Annotated in this window: 16 protein-coding genes; 10 read left to right on the top strand and 6 right to left on the bottom strand. The window is 57.7% G+C overall.

Going from position 1 to position 16114, the window contains the following annotated elements; all coding sequences use genetic code 11:
* Positions 1-6 precede the first annotated feature (6 nt).
* The 6 genes from Q0239_RS13250 to Q0239_RS13225 all read left to right on the top strand — a co-directional run bounded on the left by Q0239_RS13250 (position 7) and on the right by Q0239_RS13225 (position 6564).
* The gene (locus Q0239_RS13250) at positions 7-1425 is read left to right on the top strand and encodes a glutamine synthetase family protein (RefSeq protein WP_298603637.1); all 1419 of its coding nucleotides are present in this window, start codon (positions 7-9) and stop codon (positions 1423-1425) included.
* 13 nt (positions 1426-1438) lie between these two features.
* Positions 1439-2479, top strand: coding sequence for a PotD/PotF family extracellular solute-binding protein (locus Q0239_RS13245; protein WP_298603635.1), 1041 nt, complete (start codon positions 1439-1441; stop codon positions 2477-2479).
* 83 nt (positions 2480-2562) lie between these two features.
* Positions 2563-3675 carry a PotD/PotF family extracellular solute-binding protein gene (locus Q0239_RS13240; RefSeq protein ID WP_298603633.1) on the top strand — a complete coding sequence of 371 codons (1113 nt, stop codon included), beginning with the start codon at positions 2563-2565 and terminating at the stop codon, positions 3673-3675.
* Positions 3676-3678: 3 nt separating this feature from the next.
* Positions 3679-4593: an ABC transporter permease gene (locus tag Q0239_RS13235; RefSeq protein ID WP_298603631.1), complete on the top strand. Its 915-nt coding sequence runs from the start codon at positions 3679-3681 to the stop codon at positions 4591-4593.
* Entirely contained in the window at positions 4593-5435 is an 843-nt protein-coding gene (locus Q0239_RS13230; protein ID WP_298603629.1) for an ABC transporter permease, read from the top strand. The genes Q0239_RS13235 and Q0239_RS13230 overlap by 1 nt, the downstream gene beginning before the upstream one ends.
* 1 nt (position 5436) lies before the next feature.
* Positions 5437-6564: an ABC transporter ATP-binding protein gene (locus tag Q0239_RS13225; RefSeq protein WP_298603627.1), complete on the top strand. Its 1128-nt coding sequence runs from the start codon at positions 5437-5439 to the stop codon at positions 6562-6564.
* 2 nt (positions 6565-6566) lie between these two features.
* Here Q0239_RS13225 and Q0239_RS13220 read toward each other — a convergent pair whose 3' ends face one another.
* The 5 genes from Q0239_RS13220 to Q0239_RS13200 form a co-directional block, all read right to left on the bottom strand.
* On the bottom strand, positions 6567-7373 hold the full coding sequence (locus Q0239_RS13220) for an FKBP-type peptidyl-prolyl cis-trans isomerase (RefSeq protein ID WP_298603625.1): 807 nt from the start codon (positions 7371-7373) through the stop codon (positions 6567-6569).
* Between the two features lie 42 nt (positions 7374-7415).
* On the bottom strand, positions 7416-7619 hold the full coding sequence (locus Q0239_RS13215; protein ID WP_298603623.1) for a hypothetical protein: 204 nt from the start codon (positions 7617-7619) through the stop codon (positions 7416-7418).
* 40 nt (positions 7620-7659) lie between these two features.
* Positions 7660-9033, bottom strand: a complete 1374-nt coding sequence (locus Q0239_RS13210; protein WP_298603621.1) for an aspartate aminotransferase family protein — start codon at positions 9031-9033, stop codon at positions 7660-7662.
* Positions 9034-9205: 172 nt separating this feature from the next.
* Entirely contained in the window at positions 9206-9943 is a 738-nt protein-coding gene (locus tag Q0239_RS13205) for a gamma-glutamyl-gamma-aminobutyrate hydrolase family protein (protein WP_298603619.1), read from the bottom strand.
* On the bottom strand, positions 9940-11106 hold the full coding sequence (locus Q0239_RS13200; protein WP_298603617.1) for an isovaleryl-CoA dehydrogenase: 1167 nt from the start codon (positions 11104-11106) through the stop codon (positions 9940-9942). Before Q0239_RS13200 ends, Q0239_RS13205 begins: the two co-directional genes overlap by 4 nt.
* Before the next feature lie 114 nt (positions 11107-11220).
* Here Q0239_RS13200 and Q0239_RS13195 point away from each other — a divergent pair, with 114 nt between their 5' ends.
* The 4 genes from Q0239_RS13195 (at position 11221) to Q0239_RS13180 (ending at position 15353) form a co-directional block, all read left to right on the top strand.
* On the top strand, positions 11221-14076 hold the full coding sequence (locus tag Q0239_RS13195) for a helicase-related protein (RefSeq protein ID WP_298603615.1): 2856 nt from the start codon (positions 11221-11223) through the stop codon (positions 14074-14076).
* Between the two features lie 2 nt (positions 14077-14078).
* Positions 14079-14339 (top strand): RNA-binding S4 domain-containing protein, encoded by a 261-nt coding sequence (locus Q0239_RS13190; RefSeq protein ID WP_298603613.1) that lies wholly within the window; start codon positions 14079-14081, stop codon positions 14337-14339.
* A 91-nt stretch (positions 14340-14430) separates the two neighbouring features.
* Positions 14431-14769: a ferredoxin FdxA gene (fdxA, locus tag Q0239_RS13185; RefSeq protein ID WP_298603611.1), complete on the top strand. Its 339-nt coding sequence runs from the start codon at positions 14431-14433 to the stop codon at positions 14767-14769.
* A 2-nt stretch (positions 14770-14771) separates the two neighbouring features.
* Entirely contained in the window at positions 14772-15353 is a 582-nt protein-coding gene (locus Q0239_RS13180) for a hypothetical protein (RefSeq protein ID WP_298603609.1), read from the top strand.
* 351 nt (positions 15354-15704) lie between these two features.
* On the opposite strand, the gene Q0239_RS13175 is transcribed toward Q0239_RS13180, so the two are convergent.
* Positions 15705-16114 (bottom strand): RadC family protein (locus Q0239_RS13175; protein ID WP_298603607.1); only part of this gene is annotated, 410 nt, incomplete at its 5' end.

Below are 16114 nucleotides of genomic sequence, written 5' to 3'. Positions count from 1 at the left end.
TACCGAATTTCTGGAGTAAATAGATTGAGCAGCCATCCCAAATCCTCGGCGGTCATCGCACCGAAGAGCGAAGCTGAAGCCTTTTTCGCCGCCAATCCGCACATCGACTCGGTTGAGATGATTTACACCGATTTTGGCGGCGTTCCGCGGGGAAAGCGGCTGCGCCAGCATGAGGTGCTTGCGGTTTACGAAACTGGTCGGATGTTCCCTGGCTCAATCACTGTTGTCGACATTACCGGTCAGGATACGGTCGAGACCGGCCTCGTCTGGGAAGATGGTGATGCCGACCGCTCGATGAAGCCGGTGTCGGGCACGTTGGTGAAAACCCCCTGGGCAGGGGAGAATGCTGCGCAGTTCCTTGTCGATTTTTACGAACTTGATGGCACCCCGCACGATCTTGACCCGCGCCACGTGTTGGGGCGGGTGGTTGATCGCTATGCCGAACAGGGTTTGGTGCCAGCGGTTGCCGTTGAGCTCGAATTCTATCTGGTCGATCCAAAACGCACGCGCGATGGCATGGTGCGTCCGGCAGCGCCCGCCTATAGCAAGGATCGCCCGCGCAATGTCGAGGTCTATGGCCTTCGCGAACTGGACGATTTCCGGCCTTTTCTTGATGATCTCTATGCCTTTTGCGATGTACAGGGCTTGCCGCTCGAAAGCGCGATTTCGGAGTTTGCGCCGGGGCAGTTCGAACTCACCTTGTGCTACAAACCCGATGTGCTGCGCGCCTGCGACGATGCGATCATGTATAAGCGTGTGGTGAAAGCCGCCGCGCAGCGTCACGGCCTCGAAGCCACCTTCATGGCGAAACCCTTTGCCGATCAGGCGGGGTCCGGCATGCACATCCACGTTTCGGTCAACGATGCCGATGGCAACAATATCTTCGCCAGCGAGGATCCCGAAGGCACCGACGCGCTGCGCCACGCCATTGGCGGGATGATCGCTAATGTGGGGGATAGCTTCGCGCTCTTCGCGCCCAATGCCAACAGCTATCGCCGGTTCAAGGCAAACAGCTATGCGCCCGTCGCACCGACATGGGGCGTCAACAACCGCACCGTTTCCTTTCGCATTCCGGCAGGCGCACCCAAAACCCGCCATGTCGAACACCGCGCCTGCGGGGCCGATGCCAATCCTTATCTGGCAGTTGCAGCGGTACTGGCAGGCATGCATCACGGCATGGTGAACCAGACCGATCCCGGCCCGGCTGTCGTCGGCAATGGCTATGATCGCGACTCTTCGGGCGACGACAAACCGCCCAGCAACTGGTTCGCCGCGGTCGATCGCTTCCACGCCTCCAGCGTCATGCGCGACTATCTGGGCGAGCGCTTTGTCGACATGTATTCGATCGTCAAACGCGTCGAGCAGGACCGCTATTTCAGCGAAGTGCCGCGGCTCGATTATGACTGGTATTTGCGGAATGCGTGATAGAAGGTCGTTTTTGCAGGCATCGGGGCTAACGGCCATTGGCCTTTCGTTCGGGCAAAGCGCGCTGGCACGCGATAATCAGGACGCGGAACAGAGTCTGACCCTATATAATTGGGACACATACATTGGTGAAACAACGCTTGAGGACTTTAAGGAAATAAGCGGGATTCATGTTGAGCAATTGTTGTTCGAGACCAATGACGAACTGTTGCGCAAAATGAGGGCCAGTCCGTCGCGATACGACGTGATCGTACCAAGTCATGATTTTGCTGAAAGAATGATCAAGGAGAAATTGCTCTATCCACTTGAAAGTTCGTTGATTCCGAACTTGTCAAATATCGACCCGGTATTTCGTAATCCGAGCTACGATCCTCATAACCGTTTTACGGTACCTTACACGTTTCTCGCTTTGGGTGTCGGCTATCGAAAATCAAAGGTTGGCAACATCGAAAATAGTTGGAAATCCGTGTTGGATGATGACAGATTCAAGGGGCGCGTTGGTTGGATGAGCGATGCCGACGCGATGTTTCGACTGTATGCAAAATATCTCGGCATACCGCTGAACGGTCTGACTGCGACGGATATCGAGTTGATCGAACAGAAAATGCAAGCAAGCCGAGGCAACGTCAAACTATTCCATGATGATGACGGCCAAGATCTTCTGCTTAAAGGAAAAATCGATCTGGCAATCGAGTATAATGGTGACATGGCCAATGCAATTTCCGAAGACAGCGATCTTGGGTTCTTCATACCCTACGAGGGAACGGCGTTGACGGTAGATACACTTTGCATTCCCGTAAATGCGCCTAATCCATTGCTCGCTCACAATTTCATCAACTTTATGCTGAGTGCAGACGCGGGACGCAAAGTGACTGAAACAATCCTTTACCCTACTCCAAATGCGGCCGCGCGAGCCGTGCTTCCGGATGAGATCAAGAACGACTCTGTCATTTCCGGTCGAAGCGTAGATTTTGAGAAGTCCGAGTACCCTCGATACCTGCCGGAAGTAGCCGAATTGGTCGCAGAAGCATACAAACGTGTCAGGTCGCGCTGAACCCAAAAAAATGCTTTGAAATTCGTCGGTTTTGCGTCAGTCTCGGGAATCGAGGGAACGCAAAAAAAAGGTGGAGCAAAGCCATGGATTTCAAGACACTTCTCGATAACGCACAGAACCGTCGTTCGCTGCTCAAGGGCATGGGGGTTGCGGCTGTAGGATTGACCTTCACGGGGGCACTCGCAGGCTGCGGTGAGAAGGAAGCGAAGAAGCTCGCCAATGGCGAAGAGGGCAAGCTCAACTTCTACAACTGGGACACTTATATCGGCGAAACCACGCTTGAGGATTTCAAGGGCGCGAGCGGCGTTGATGTCAATATGACGCTGTTTGCCAGCAATGACGAGCTGTTCGCCAAGCTGAAGGCCGGTAATCAGGGCTATGACGTGATCGTGCCGTCGAACGACTTTGTCGAACGCATGGCCGCTGCCGATATGCTGATGCCGCTCGATTTTGCGCAGATCCCCAATTTCGAAAAGAATATCGCGCCGGAATTCAAGGATGTGCCTTACGATCCGAAGCGCAAATATTCGATGCCCTACACCTGGCTGTCGCTTGGCATCGGCTATCGCAAGTCGAAGGTGAAGGGCACGCCCGACAGCTGGAAAGTGCTGTTCGACAGCGACGAGTATAAAGGCCGCATTGCGGTGCTTTCCGAAGCGGGTGACATGTTCCGCCTCTATGCAAAATATCTCGGCAAATCGGTGAATGCGATCACCGAAGCCGACATCAAGACCATCGAAGCCATGATGATCAAGCAGAAGCCGAATATCAAGGCCTTCCATGAGGATAATGGCCAAGACCTATTGCTCAAGGGTGAGGTAGACGTCGTCCTCGAATATAATGGCGATATCGCGCAGGCGATGGTCGAGGACGAGGATATCGGCTTTGTCATCCCGAAGGAAGGCAGCCAGCTAAATTCGGACAATCTGTGCATTCCCAAAGGCGCGCCGCGCCCGAAGAACGCGCATGCCTTCATCAACTATCTGCTCGATGCAGAGGCAGGCAAGAAGATCACCGAAACGATCCTTTACCCGACACCAAACAACGCCGCCAAGGCGTTGATGCCCGATGATTACAAGAATAATCCGGTCATCTTCCCGCCCGCAGACATCCTCGCCAAATGCGAATATGCGAAGTTCAACCCTGAACTTCAGGCGAAATATGAGGAGGCCTTCACCCGCGTGCGGGCCGCCTGATCCGTGGCAGGGGGGCTACAGGATTGGAAACAGCATAAGCGGCCGTTCGCAGCGATTGCGGGCGCGCCGCTGTTCTGGCTGTTGCTTTTCTTCCTTATACCGATGGCGATCGTCTGGCTGTACAGCTTTGGCGAGAACGCCGGACCAGCCGATATCGCAATTTCGGGGACGCTTGAAAACTACAAGCGTGCGACCGAGTGGTTGTATCTCTCAATATTCCTGAAATCGCTTGCGGTCGCTGCGCTTGTCACTCTGATTTGCCTCATCATCGGCTTTCCCGTGGCGATGGCGATAACCTTCGCCTCGGCCAAATGGCGGCCATGGTTGCTTCTCGGCATCATGTTGCCCTTCTGGACCAACCTGTTAATCCGCACTTATGCGCTGATGATGCTGATGGGTACCAATGGCTACGCCAACAAAGGGTTGGGGGCGTTGTGGGAGGGGGCAAGCTGGCTGCGCACCTTAGTGGGGATGCAGCCGCTGGAGGCATGGACGCCGGTTCAGTTGCTCTACAACAATTTCGCCGTGGTGCTCGGGCTCGTTTATGTCCACCTGCCATTCATGGTTTTGCCCCTCTACGCCGCGCTCGACCGGCTCGACAAATCGCTGATTGAGGCCAGCCTTGATCTGGGGGCAGGGCATTTGCGCACGTTGATGAAGATCGTCGTGCCGCTGGCCGGACCGGGCATCTTGGCGGGTGTGATGATCACGCTGATCCCGGCACTGGGGGCCTATCTGACGCCCGATCTGATGGGCGGCACCGAAAGCCAGATGATCGCCAATGTGATCGAACGCCAGTTCAAGCGGGCCAACGATTGGCCCTTTGGCGCGGCACTATCCTTCCTTCTGATCTACGCGATGTTCGTTCTGATCGCGCTGCAATCGATGCGGCGCGACAAGGGCAGGGAGGCGCACTGATGGCCTTGTTCAACCGCACGCCGGTCGCGCCGCTCGAATATACCCGCAAGACTTGGATGCGCGGCTGGGTCGGCGCAACCATGTTCTTCCTGTACGCGCCGCTGCTTATCCTGATGATTTTCAGCTTCAACGACAGCAAACGCAACGTCGTGTGGAAGGGCTTTACGCTCAAATATTACGAAAAGGCGATGAACAACGATTCGCTCGTTGAGGCGATGGTCAATTCGCTGACCATCGCCGGGCTGGCAACGGTGTTCAGCCTTGTCCTTGGTGCATTGGCAGCGGTGATGCTCTGGCGCTTTCGCTTTCCGTTCAAGGGTGTGGTCGAAGGCACCATGTCGCTGCCGATCATCGTTCCAGAAATCTGCCTGGGCGTCGCTTTCCTGATCTTCTTCGCCAAGATCGAATGGCCCACCGATCTGCCTTGGCCTTTGAACCTGTCGGCGATTACCATCGCGCATATTACTTTCTGCTTCCCCTTTGTCGCCATGGTTGTCCGATCGCGGCTGGAAAGTTTCAACAAGGAGGAGGAAGAGGCGGCGAAGGATCTTGGCGCTTCCGAATGGCAGACCTTCCGCGACATATTGCTGCCGCACATGAAGCCGGGCCTGATTGCGGGGGCGCTGCTCTCCTTCTCGCTCAGCCTCGATGATTTCGTGATCACCTTCTTCACCAGCGGTCCTGATACGATTACCTTCCCGGTGAAGGTCTATTCGATGGTCCGCTTCTCGGTCACGCCAGAGGTCAATGCGGCTTCGACCATCCTCATCATTCTCACTATCGTTCTCACCGCTGTAGCGCTCAAGTTGCAGGGTGTGAAAGCCATTGCGGAATCCCATTGATATGTCCGACCCACAACCCATCATCCAGATACGCAACGTCTCCAAACGCTTTGGCAAGGTGACTGCGGTCGATAACGTCAATCTCGATATCATGGCGGGCGAATTCTTCGTGCTTCTGGGCCCTTCGGGCTGTGGCAAGACGACGCTTTTGCGCATGATCGCCGGGTTCGAATTGCCGACCGAGGGCCAGATCATCATCGACGGCGTTGATGTCAGCGATGTACCGCCGAACAAACGACCGGTGAACATGGTGTTCCAGAGCTACGCGGTGTTCCCGCACATGTCGGTGGCCGACAATGTTGCTTATGGTCTGAAGATTCGTGGTGTCGGGCGTGGCGAGCGCGAGGAACGGGTGCGTGAGGCGCTTGAGCTGGTCAAGCTCGGTGGCTTTGAGGATCGCATGCCCGATCAGATGTCGGGCGGGCAACGCCAGCGCGTGGCGCTCGCCCGCAGTCTGGTGATGCGGCCCAAGGTGCTGCTGCTCGATGAGCCGCTCTCGGCGCTTGACGCCAAGCTGCGCGCACAGATGCAGTTTGAGTTGTCCGACTTGCAGGATCAGGTGGGCATCACCTTTGTTACGGTAACCCATGATCAGGACGAGGCGCTGTCAATGGCGAGCCGCATTGCGGTGATCAACAAGGGGGAGGTCGCGCAGCTGGCAGGCCCGTCTGATCTCTACGAATTCCCCGCCAACCGCTTCGTCGCCGACTTTGTTGGTTCGGTGAATATTTTCGAGGGCAAGCTGACCTTGGACGAGCCTGATAAGGCGGCAGTCGATTGCCCCGGCATCGGCAAGGTGTATCTGAACCACGGCGTTACCGGCCCGCATGGTGCCGATGTATGGGTCGCTCTACGCCCCGAGAAGATCTATCTGCATGTGCCCGGCGAAGGTAAAGCCGTGCGTGCCGCGGCGCAGGACGCGCCCGATGGTCACAATTTCGCACGCGGTGTGATCAAGGGCATGAGCTATCTGGGCGACATCACCCTCTATGAAATCAAACTGGATAGCGGAGAGATGATCCGCGTCTCGCGACCCAATCTGTCACGCCACGATCAGGAAGATTTCACCTGGGATGACCGTGTGAGCATGCACTGGCGCGCGGATAGTCCCGTGGTGCTGCTCAGCTGAGCTCAATCTTCTGCTGGTGGTGCAGGCCGAACATCGATCAACGTGACTATGATGTTGGTACCAGATTGCGGCGCGCCCATTGTGCCATCAGGCTTTGGCATGCAGAAACGATAGGTTGATCCGCTTGGCATCATTTTGAGTGCTTCGGCGAACAGCGGGGTAGCCATCGCCAGCGGGATTTTCTCCCATTCGCGCTTTTCCTGCACAACACCACTTTCCGCGTCGAACAGTGTGAAATCGACCAAAGCCATATCGGCGTCCGTGGGTGTCCGTCCGGACCCTGCTGTTACGATTGAATAGCCCAGGCCCGAAGTTGTGCTTTGCGCGCACACTCTGTCCGCTGATGCAATGACGGGTTTGGGCGGCGGGGTGGTGAAGGACAAAAGTTCAACCTCGAACACCAGATCGGCATTGGGTGGGATCGGATCGCCGCCTTCGGGGCCGTATCCCAGCGCGGAAGGAATGCAGAGGCGGTATTTTCCGCCGGGCTGCATCAGCTTCAGTCCCTGAGCAAAGCCCGCGATGACGCCGCTGACCTTGAATTTCGCGCCTTCGCCCGAGTCAAATTCGCTGCCGTCAGATGCCAGTCGTCCCGAATAGTTGACTTCGACCTTGGAGTCCGGCCCCGGCTTTTCGCCTTTGCCCGCCGTGATCACGGTGTAGGACAGCCCCTCTGGAGTCTTGACCTTGCAAGTGAGTTCCGGCTTGGCGGGCGCTAGTGTAGCCGCTGAAGCGGGAAGGGCAGAGATGGCCAGCAATGCGGCTGCGGATACAGCGCCGAGCACTGCGAATTGAAAGGATTTGGTCATTGCCTGCAGCGGTAGGCGAAGCGCCGGAAAAGTCCAGCGCACTTAATCCTGCTCGCTGTCTTTCTTGCGCGCCTTGTTCGCGTAAATCAACGCAGCGGCGAGCGCGGCCGAGCCGATGCCGATACCGGCAGCGGTCTTCCAGCCGATTCCGCCTTTTTCCTCTGCGGCTTCCTTGCGCGCTTTCGCACGCTTCACTTCGCGCATGGTTTCGTTGTCGGGCGGAGTGTCTTCGGGGGTGTCGGTCATGCCCACCTAAATGAATCAGGTGGGCATGGACGTCAACCCTTCAGAGTGCGCGCAGCAACGGTTCTGCCTTGTCGAGCGACTTGTGGATGATGCCGACCAGTTCGTCGATTTGATCATTCGAGATGATCAGCGGCGGGCACATGACGATGCTGTCGCGGATGCCGCGCACCATCAGGCCGTTGGCAATGCAGATGTCGCGCACCATCGGTCCGGCGGTTCCTTCGGCGCCGCCAAAGCGCGCACCGGTCGCCTTGTCGGCAACGATTTCGACCGCGCCCAATAGGCCGACCGAACGTGCTTCGCCGACCAACGGGTGGTCGTTGAGTGTCGCAAGCGCCTTTGCCAGATAGGGGCCGGTTTCGTTCTTGACCTTATCGACCAGCCCTTCGCGTTCCATGATTTCAATATTGCGGAGTGCAACGGCCGCTGAAACGGGGTGGCCCGAATAGGTGTAACCGTGGACGAAATCGCCGCCGGTTTTCATCACTTTGATAATCTCATTGGACACGGCAACGGCGGAAATCGGCAGGTATCCGCTCGAAAGGCCCTTGGCCAACCCGATGATGTCGGGCTTCACTCCCATTGTTTCATGGCCCCACATATTGCCGGTGCGACCAAATCCGCAGATCACCTCGTCGCAGATCAGCAGGATGCCATATTTGCGGCAGATCGCTTCGACCTGCGGCCAGTAATTTGCGGGCGGGATGATCACGCCGCCTGCGCCTTGCACCGGCTCACCAATGAACGCGGCGACATTTTCAGGGCCGACTTCAAGGATTTTGGCTTCGATCGCTTCTGCGCAGGCCGTACCGAACGCCTCGGGCGTCATGTCGCGGCCTTCGTTATACTGGTAAGGCTGGCGGACATGCTCGACGCCCGGGATCGGCAGGTCGCCAATCGGGTGCATCGCCTTCATCCCGCCGAGTGACACGCCAGCGACGGTCGAACCATGATAGGCGTTCCAGCGGCTGATAAAGGTCTTGCGCTTGGGTTCGCCTTTCAGCTTCCAATATTGGCGCACAAGCCGGAAGACAGTGTCATTGGCTTCGCTGCCCGAGCTGTTGAAGAAGACATGCGGCAGGCGGTTTTGCGTCAGGCCCGCAATCTTGTGCGCAAGCAGCACGGTTGGCGGGTTCGCGGTCTTGAAGAAGCTGTTGTAATAAGGCAGCTCGCGCATCTGCTCGGCAGCGACATCCGCCAGCTCGTCGCGCCCATAGCCGACATTGACGCACCACAGGCCTGCCATGCCGTCGAGGATGCGGTTGCCGTCGCCATCATGGATGTAGCAGCCCTCGGCATGGGTGATGATGCGGCTGCCGCCCAGATTTTCGATTTCCTGCCAGTCGGCTTGGGCAGGAAGGTGGTGGGCCACATCGAGGCGGCGGAGTTCGGCGATGTCGTAATTGCGGGGCATATCTTGATCCTTTTGAATATATTCACGCAGGTGCGCAGAGAACGCAGAGGCTTGAAACGGCAGTCGCGAGCACAAAGCTCTGCGTCCCCTGCGCCTCTGCGTGATTCAAATGGAAACTAGGGCGAAAAGCCTATTCGCGCTTGGTAGCGGTTATAACGGGTGATGCACCGGTTCATAACTCGCCTCTTAACGCCTTTCCGAGCAGGTGAAAATAGGTCTGCGAGTCCGGATCATTTTCGGTGCCCCATTCGGGGTGCCACTGCACAGCGAGCAGCGGTGCGCCATTGGGACGGGCGCTATAGGCTTCGACCAGGCCATCGGGCGCGCGGGCTTCGACGGCGAGGCCATCGGCCAATTTACCGATGCCTTGATAATGCACCGAATTCACGTCGAGCGCGGGTTTTGCATAAGCGCTGGCGAGTATGCCGCCCTTGGCAAGTTCAACCGGATGGCGGTGGTCGAACATTGCATCGAACGATACGCCATCAGGAGCATGATGCCGGATCAACTCTTCACTCGCGCTGGTATCGCGGCGCAGCGTGCCGCCAAGCGCGACATTGATTTCCTGAAAGCCCCGGCAAATCCCGAATACCGGCTTTTTGAGGTCGATCATCCGGTCGACCATCGACAGCGCGATTTCGTCACGCCTCTCATCGAATGGTCCTTCACCGCCATCTTCCCCATAACGTGCGGTGGCGACATTGGATGGGCTGCCAGTGAGCAATATGCCATCGAGACGCGGTGCAACTTCGGCAGCCGTCATCAAATCCGGCAGTGAGGGTACAATCAACGCCGCCACATCGGCATAGGTCATCGCGGCGCGAATATAGCGCTCCATCACCGCTTGCGCCGGCTCGGTGCCGACTATGCGGTTGCATGCGATAATGCCGAGGACGGGGCGGGACGTCATGCAGCCCCGATCAGTTCCCGCCCAATCAGCATCCGGCGGATTTCGTTGGTGCCCGCGCCGATATCGAGCAACTTGGCATCCCGCCAGTAACGCTCGACGGGCCAATCCTTGGTATAGCCTGCACCGCCCAGCGCCTGGATCGCTTCGCCAGCCACCTTCACCGCGCTTTCGCTCGCGAGCAGGATCGCGCCCGCTGCGTCGAAACGCGTGGTCTGCCCCGCATCGCACGCGCGGGCGACATTATAGACATAGCTACGCGCTGAATTGAGCGCGACATACATGTCGGCGACCTTAGCCTGCATCAGCTGGAAACTACCGATCGCCTTGCCGAATTGCTTGCGTTCGCGGACATAGGGCAGGACGACGTCGAGGCAGGCCTGCATTACGCCGAGCTGCAATCCGGCGAGCACGACGCGTTCATAATCGAGCCCGCTCATCAACACGCCGACACCGCCGTGCAGCGGCCCCATGATGCGGTCTTCGGGGATGAAGCAATCGTTGAACACCAGCTCTGCCGTTGGCGAGCCGCGCATCCCGACCTTGTCGATCTTCTGGCCGATGCTGAAACCTTCATCGCCTTTTTCTATCAGGAATGCGGTGATGCCGCGCGATCCCGCGTCGGGGGAGGTCTTGGCATAGACCACCAAAGTATCGGCATATGGCGCATTGGTGATCCAATATTTGGTGCCATTGAGTACGAACCCACCCTGAACGCTGTCAGCCTTCAGCTTCATCGAAACAACGTCCGATCCCGCGCCAGCTTCTGACATGGCAAGGCTGCCGACATGTTCGCCGGAGACCAGCTTGGGCAGATATTTCGCCTTCTGCTCGGGGTTTGCCCATCGGCGGATCTGGTTGACGCACAGGTTGGAATGCGCGCCGTAGGAAAGGCCGATTGAGGCGGAAGCACGGCTGACTTCCTCGACCGCGACGACATGCTCCAGATAACCGAGGCCTAGGCCACCATCTTCTTCCTCGACAGTGATGCCGTGCAGGCCGAGTTCGCCCATCGCGGACCACAATTCCTCGCGCGGAAACCAGTCATCCGCGTCGATTTTTGCGGCCAGCGGCGCGATCTTGTCGGTGGAGAAGCGATAGGTGGTTTCGCGGATCATCTCCGCATTTTCGCCAAGCGCGAAATCAAGGGTAGGGAGGTTGCTCATGCAATCGCAAATGCCCTGCAAAGATTTTAGTTGCAACTATTTAAGGCGAGCCGAGCGGAACAACCTAAATCCGGTCTAGCCGCGCGGGAAGGCGGCTGTTAGGCACACACGATAATGTCCTCCCCCAAAGTTCCTGTCATGGCCGTGCTTGGGCCCACCAACACCGGCAAGACGCACCTCGCCGTCGAGCGGCTCTGCGCGCATTCGAGTGGGGTGATGGGCTTCCCGCTGCGTTTGCTGGCGCGGGAGATTTACGACCGGGTGGTTGCTATCAAGGGGCCGAAGGAAGTCGCGCTGATTACCGGAGAAGAGCGGATCGAGCCGCCCGGCGCGCGCTGGTATCTGTGCACGGCCGAATCGATGCCAGTGGAGAGGCAATTCGCCTTTGCTGCGCTCGACGAAGCGCAATTGGGGGCTGACCCTGAACGCGGGCATATCTTTACTGACCGGATGCTGCATGTTCGCGGGCGCGAGGAGACCATGATACTCGGCTCCGAGAGCTTGCGTCCGATGGTGCGGGCCTTGTTGCCTGATGCCGAAATCATTTCGAGACCCCGTTTTTCAACGCTCAGCTATTCGGGACCCAAAAAGCTGTCCCGTCTGCCGCCCCGTTCTGCAATCGTCGCCTTTTCGGTGGAGCAAGTTTATGCCGTTGCCGAACTGCTGCGCCGGTTGCGCGGTGGGGCAGCGGTCGTGATGGGGGCGCTGTCTCCGCGTACCCGCAACGCGCAAGTTGAGATGTTCCAGTCAGGTGAAGTCGACTATCTGGTTGCCACCGATGCAATTGGAATGGGTCTGAACTTAGATGTGCAGCACATTGCTTTTGCTGGATTATCAAAATTCGATGGCAACCGGACAAGGCGACTAACGATCGCCGAAATGGCGCAAATTGCGGGGCGGGCTGGGCGGCACCAGCGCGATGGCACCTTTGGGACGGTGGCAGGCGAAGCAGGGGAATTCACTGCGGAAGAAGTGCTGGCAATCGAAAGCCATCAATTCCCAGCGCTCGACTGGATGTATTGGCGCGAGGCAGAGCCGCGTTTCGATAGCTTGGCCCAGCTGATCGCCGATCTGGAAGCGAAATCTGACGGCCCGCCGTTGCGCGCCGCGCCCGAGGCGATTGATTTGGCGGTCCTCAAACGCCTAGCCGATATGCCACAGGTGACCCAGAGACTGTCTGGTCCGAAAAGCGTCACGCGGCTTTGGGAGGTCGCGAGCCTTCCCGATTTTCGCCAGACCGGCGCTGAACATCACAGCCGCTTTGTTGCCTCTTTGTGGGAGCATATGGCGCAGGGTGGCCCCTTGCCGCACAGCTATATTGCTGGCGAATTGGCACGGCTGGATAACATCCAAGGTGATGTCGACACGATTTCGGCGCGGATCGCGGCTGTGCGGACATGGACCTATGTTGCACATCGCGGCGATTGGGTTGAAGACCCGCCGGCCATGGCGGAGCGCGCTCGGCATCTGGAGGAAAAACTATCGGACGCGCTGCACAACGCACTGCGCCAGCGCTTTGTCGACCGGCGGACATCGATGTTGATGCGCAAGGGCGGCAAGCAAGACGCGCTGATGCCGGTTCATGTCGACGCGGAAAATCAGGTGTTCGTCGATGGCGAACATATTGGCGAGCTTGACGGCTTCTCCTTTCGCGTAGATTCCACGGCTCGAGTCGGGGAACGCAAATTGCTGCTTGCAGCAGCCGAACGACATCTGGCAGCATATCTGAAAGACAAGGTAAGGGCGCTATTAATGGCCGAAGGGCAGGAATTTTCGCTTACGCGCGATACGGAAGGACGCCCGGCATTGCTGTGGAATGGCGCGGTGCTCGGTCACCTGGCCAAAGGGCGCAGCCTGTTGCAGCCGCTGTTCAAGCCCGTCCGTGCTGTGGCGGGTCTGGAAGGCGATGATCTGCGCGCCATTGCCGAAAAAGCCGAAGGCTGGATCCATGAACAATTGGCCAAGCATATGGGCGGGCTTGTCGCGCTGAACCAATTGGCGGCCGATGCAGCGACCGATGGCGTGGTGCGTGCACTGGCCGCGCGGCTGGCGGATGCTGGCGGGATCGCTGGACGCCAGTTCCTTGCCGATACATTGACCGCCTTGCCGAAGGAGGCACGCGGAGCTGCGCGTAAGGCAGGAATCGTGTTTGGGGCACTCGATGTTTATCATCACGCGGTCTTGAAACCTGCCGCAACGCGCTGGCGTGCGGCGCTTTTTTCGGCGCAAACCGAAAAACCGATGCCCGAATTGCCGCCTGAAAGCGCCGTCCATCTGAAAGAATGGAACTTCGCTTCTGCCGCCGATTGTCGCAATGCAGGCTATCGGCGGATTGGCAACGAATATGTCCGCATCGACCTTGCTGAGCGCGTCATCAAAAAAGCGCATGAAGCTCGCGGCGAGAAACTGGAATTCGGTATGGATATGGCCTTCGCTACCTCGCTGGGCCTCAGCGAAGAGGGACTTCAGGCGTTGATGCGCGATGCGGGATTCCGGCGCATCGAATCACTCTCGGTTGCAATTGCCGCTGACGCGCCTGAAGCAGTAACAACGGATGTAGAAGCCGCGGAAAATGCGGTTGAAGCCTTCGACGCTCCTGAACCAGATGCAGTTTTGGTTACGGATGAACCTGCCAACGAAGCCACGGTTGAAGAAGCGGTAATGGAAAATGCGCTCGCTGCTGAGCCTGTTTCGGAGGAAGTAACCGAAGAAAATGGCGCTGAGGCGGAGCCCGGTAAAACCGACGCGACCATTGATCAGCCGGTAAAACTGACTTTTTGGCGTTGGGTGGGTATTCGCAAGGCGAAGCCAGCCCCGCGCCCGGCAAAGCCGCAGGATCGCAAGCCAAAGAAGGGCGGCAAACCGGTGCAAAATAGGCAACCGGCTGCAGCACCGGCCAAGCCGAAAAATGAGGCTCCGTCTGCGCTTGCGCTGCAACTCGCAGCGCTAAAGGAAAAGATGGGCGGCTAGGCTTGGCTGGCACGTCGCTGCGGATAGACAAGTTGCTCTGGCATTTGCGCCTCTCCAAATCGCGCAGCCTTGCCCAAGCGTTGATCGGTGAGGGACATGTGCGTCTCAACGGCAATCGCGTCGAAAAACCCAGTGTTGAGGTGAAGGTGGGTGATACCATCACCATGCCGCGCGGGCAGGGTGCTGTCGCCATAAGGCTGCTTTCGATCCCGCAAAGGCGCGGTCCTGCGCCAGAAGCACAGGCCTGTTACACCGAAATTTGATGGCACAGAACATTTCCCCCGTTGACTTGCGCGCCAAAGGCACAATAGGCGTTGGATAACAAACCGAACTGCCTAGGGGAGAAACCGAGCAATGACCTACGTCGTCACCGATGCCTGCATCAAATGCAAATATATGGACTGCGTCGAGGTTTGCCCCGTGGATTGTTTCTACGAAGGCGAGAACATGCTCGTCATCAATCCCAATGAATGTATCGACTGCGGCGTATGCGAACCTGAATGCCCGGCGGAAGCAATCCTGCCCGATACCGAGAACGGTCTTGAGCAGTGGCTGGAACTGAATGCGCAGTACAGCGCGGAATGGCCGAATATCACGACCAAGCACGAAACCCCGGCCGATGCCGATGATTTCAAGGGAGTCGAGGGCAAGTTCGAGAAATTCTTCTCGCCCGATCCCGGCCAGGGCGACTGAGCATGCGCGCTGCCAAGGCGCGCGCCCTTTCGATACTATCGATAGCTTTCGCGCTGCCGTTGCACGCGGCAGTCGCAAAATCGCCTGCGACGCAAGATGAAGCCGCGGTTCGGGAAATTGTCGCGAAAATATACGCGCCTTACTCGCAGCCGATTCCGGAAGAGCCTGAGGACGGCAGTTATGCCCCCGACAATGCGGCGGGGGCCGCTGCGAGCGGATATGAACCACCCTATACCCAATCGCTCGCAGCCCAGATTGCGCGGTGGGACAGTCTGATGCAGGAAAGCGAAGAGCTTTACGGGCTCAACGGTTTTGACTGGTACTGCCAGTGTCAGGACAATGATAACGCCACTGCGAAATTGCTGTCGCAGCATTACAAGTTGCGGTCCAAAGGCGGAATTGAAGCCACGATCGTCTTTTCGCCGGGGCGTGGCCCCGAGGGCGATCAGGGCGCGCCGTTGCGATTCCGATTCAGGAATGAGGATGGCACCTGGAAAATTGACGATCTGATTTTTGAGGATGGCTCCACGCTTCGCAGATCGCTGCTCACCGACATCGCAGACGCTAGCAAAGTGCGTCGATAAGCGCTGTATTCAGATATGCAGATCGCCCCGCAGGGATAGAAATTGGCCGGATTGGGAACGGCCAAACCGATTATGCGGGGCGATCTGAAGTTAGACCTCCGGTGTGTTTGCAGGAAGGCACTGCTATGAGCCTTGTCAGGCTTCTGTTTTGGTTGCGCGCCTCCTTGCGACCCAGAAACCTAGGAGGAGGCGCGCGTAGGGATCGCTAGGGAGCATATTCCGGGTAGGGAGATTGCAACGATACCTAACGCGATTTTACATCTTCTATGAACAACGCATAGACTTGGCGATGCCCTAGTACATCGGATCCAATCAGGAGTTGAAAAACAAGACGGCCGCTTAATTTGCGGTCTAGATCAATCCTGCGCTGCGCATGCTCGAAAAGCCGTCCTTGCCGACAATCACATGATCGTGAACCGAAATGCCGAGGCGTTTACCGACATCCATGATCTCGCGCGTCATAGAAATGTCCTGCCGACTGGGCGCGCTGTCGCCGCTCGGATGATTGTGGACCAGGATGATCGCGGCAGCGCCGAGGTCGATCGAACGACGAATGATTTCACGGGTGTAGATCGGGGCCTGGTCTATCGAGCCTTCGCCGGCCACCTCATCGCGGATCAGCATGTTTTTTGAATTGAGATAAAGTACACGCACGCGCTCAATCGTCAGATGCGCCATATCGAGCCGCAAATAGTCGAGCAGCGCCTGCCAACTCGACAATATCGGCTGTTCGCGCACCGGTTCTGACGCCATGCGCAACG

It is taken from the genome of uncultured Sphingorhabdus sp. (assembly GCF_937872355.1).
Taxonomy (GTDB): Bacteria; Pseudomonadota; Alphaproteobacteria; order Sphingomonadales; family Sphingomonadaceae; genus Sphingorhabdus_B.
Note: the sequence above shows the minus strand (reverse complement) of the source record. Positions and strands in the feature narration are given on the sequence as shown.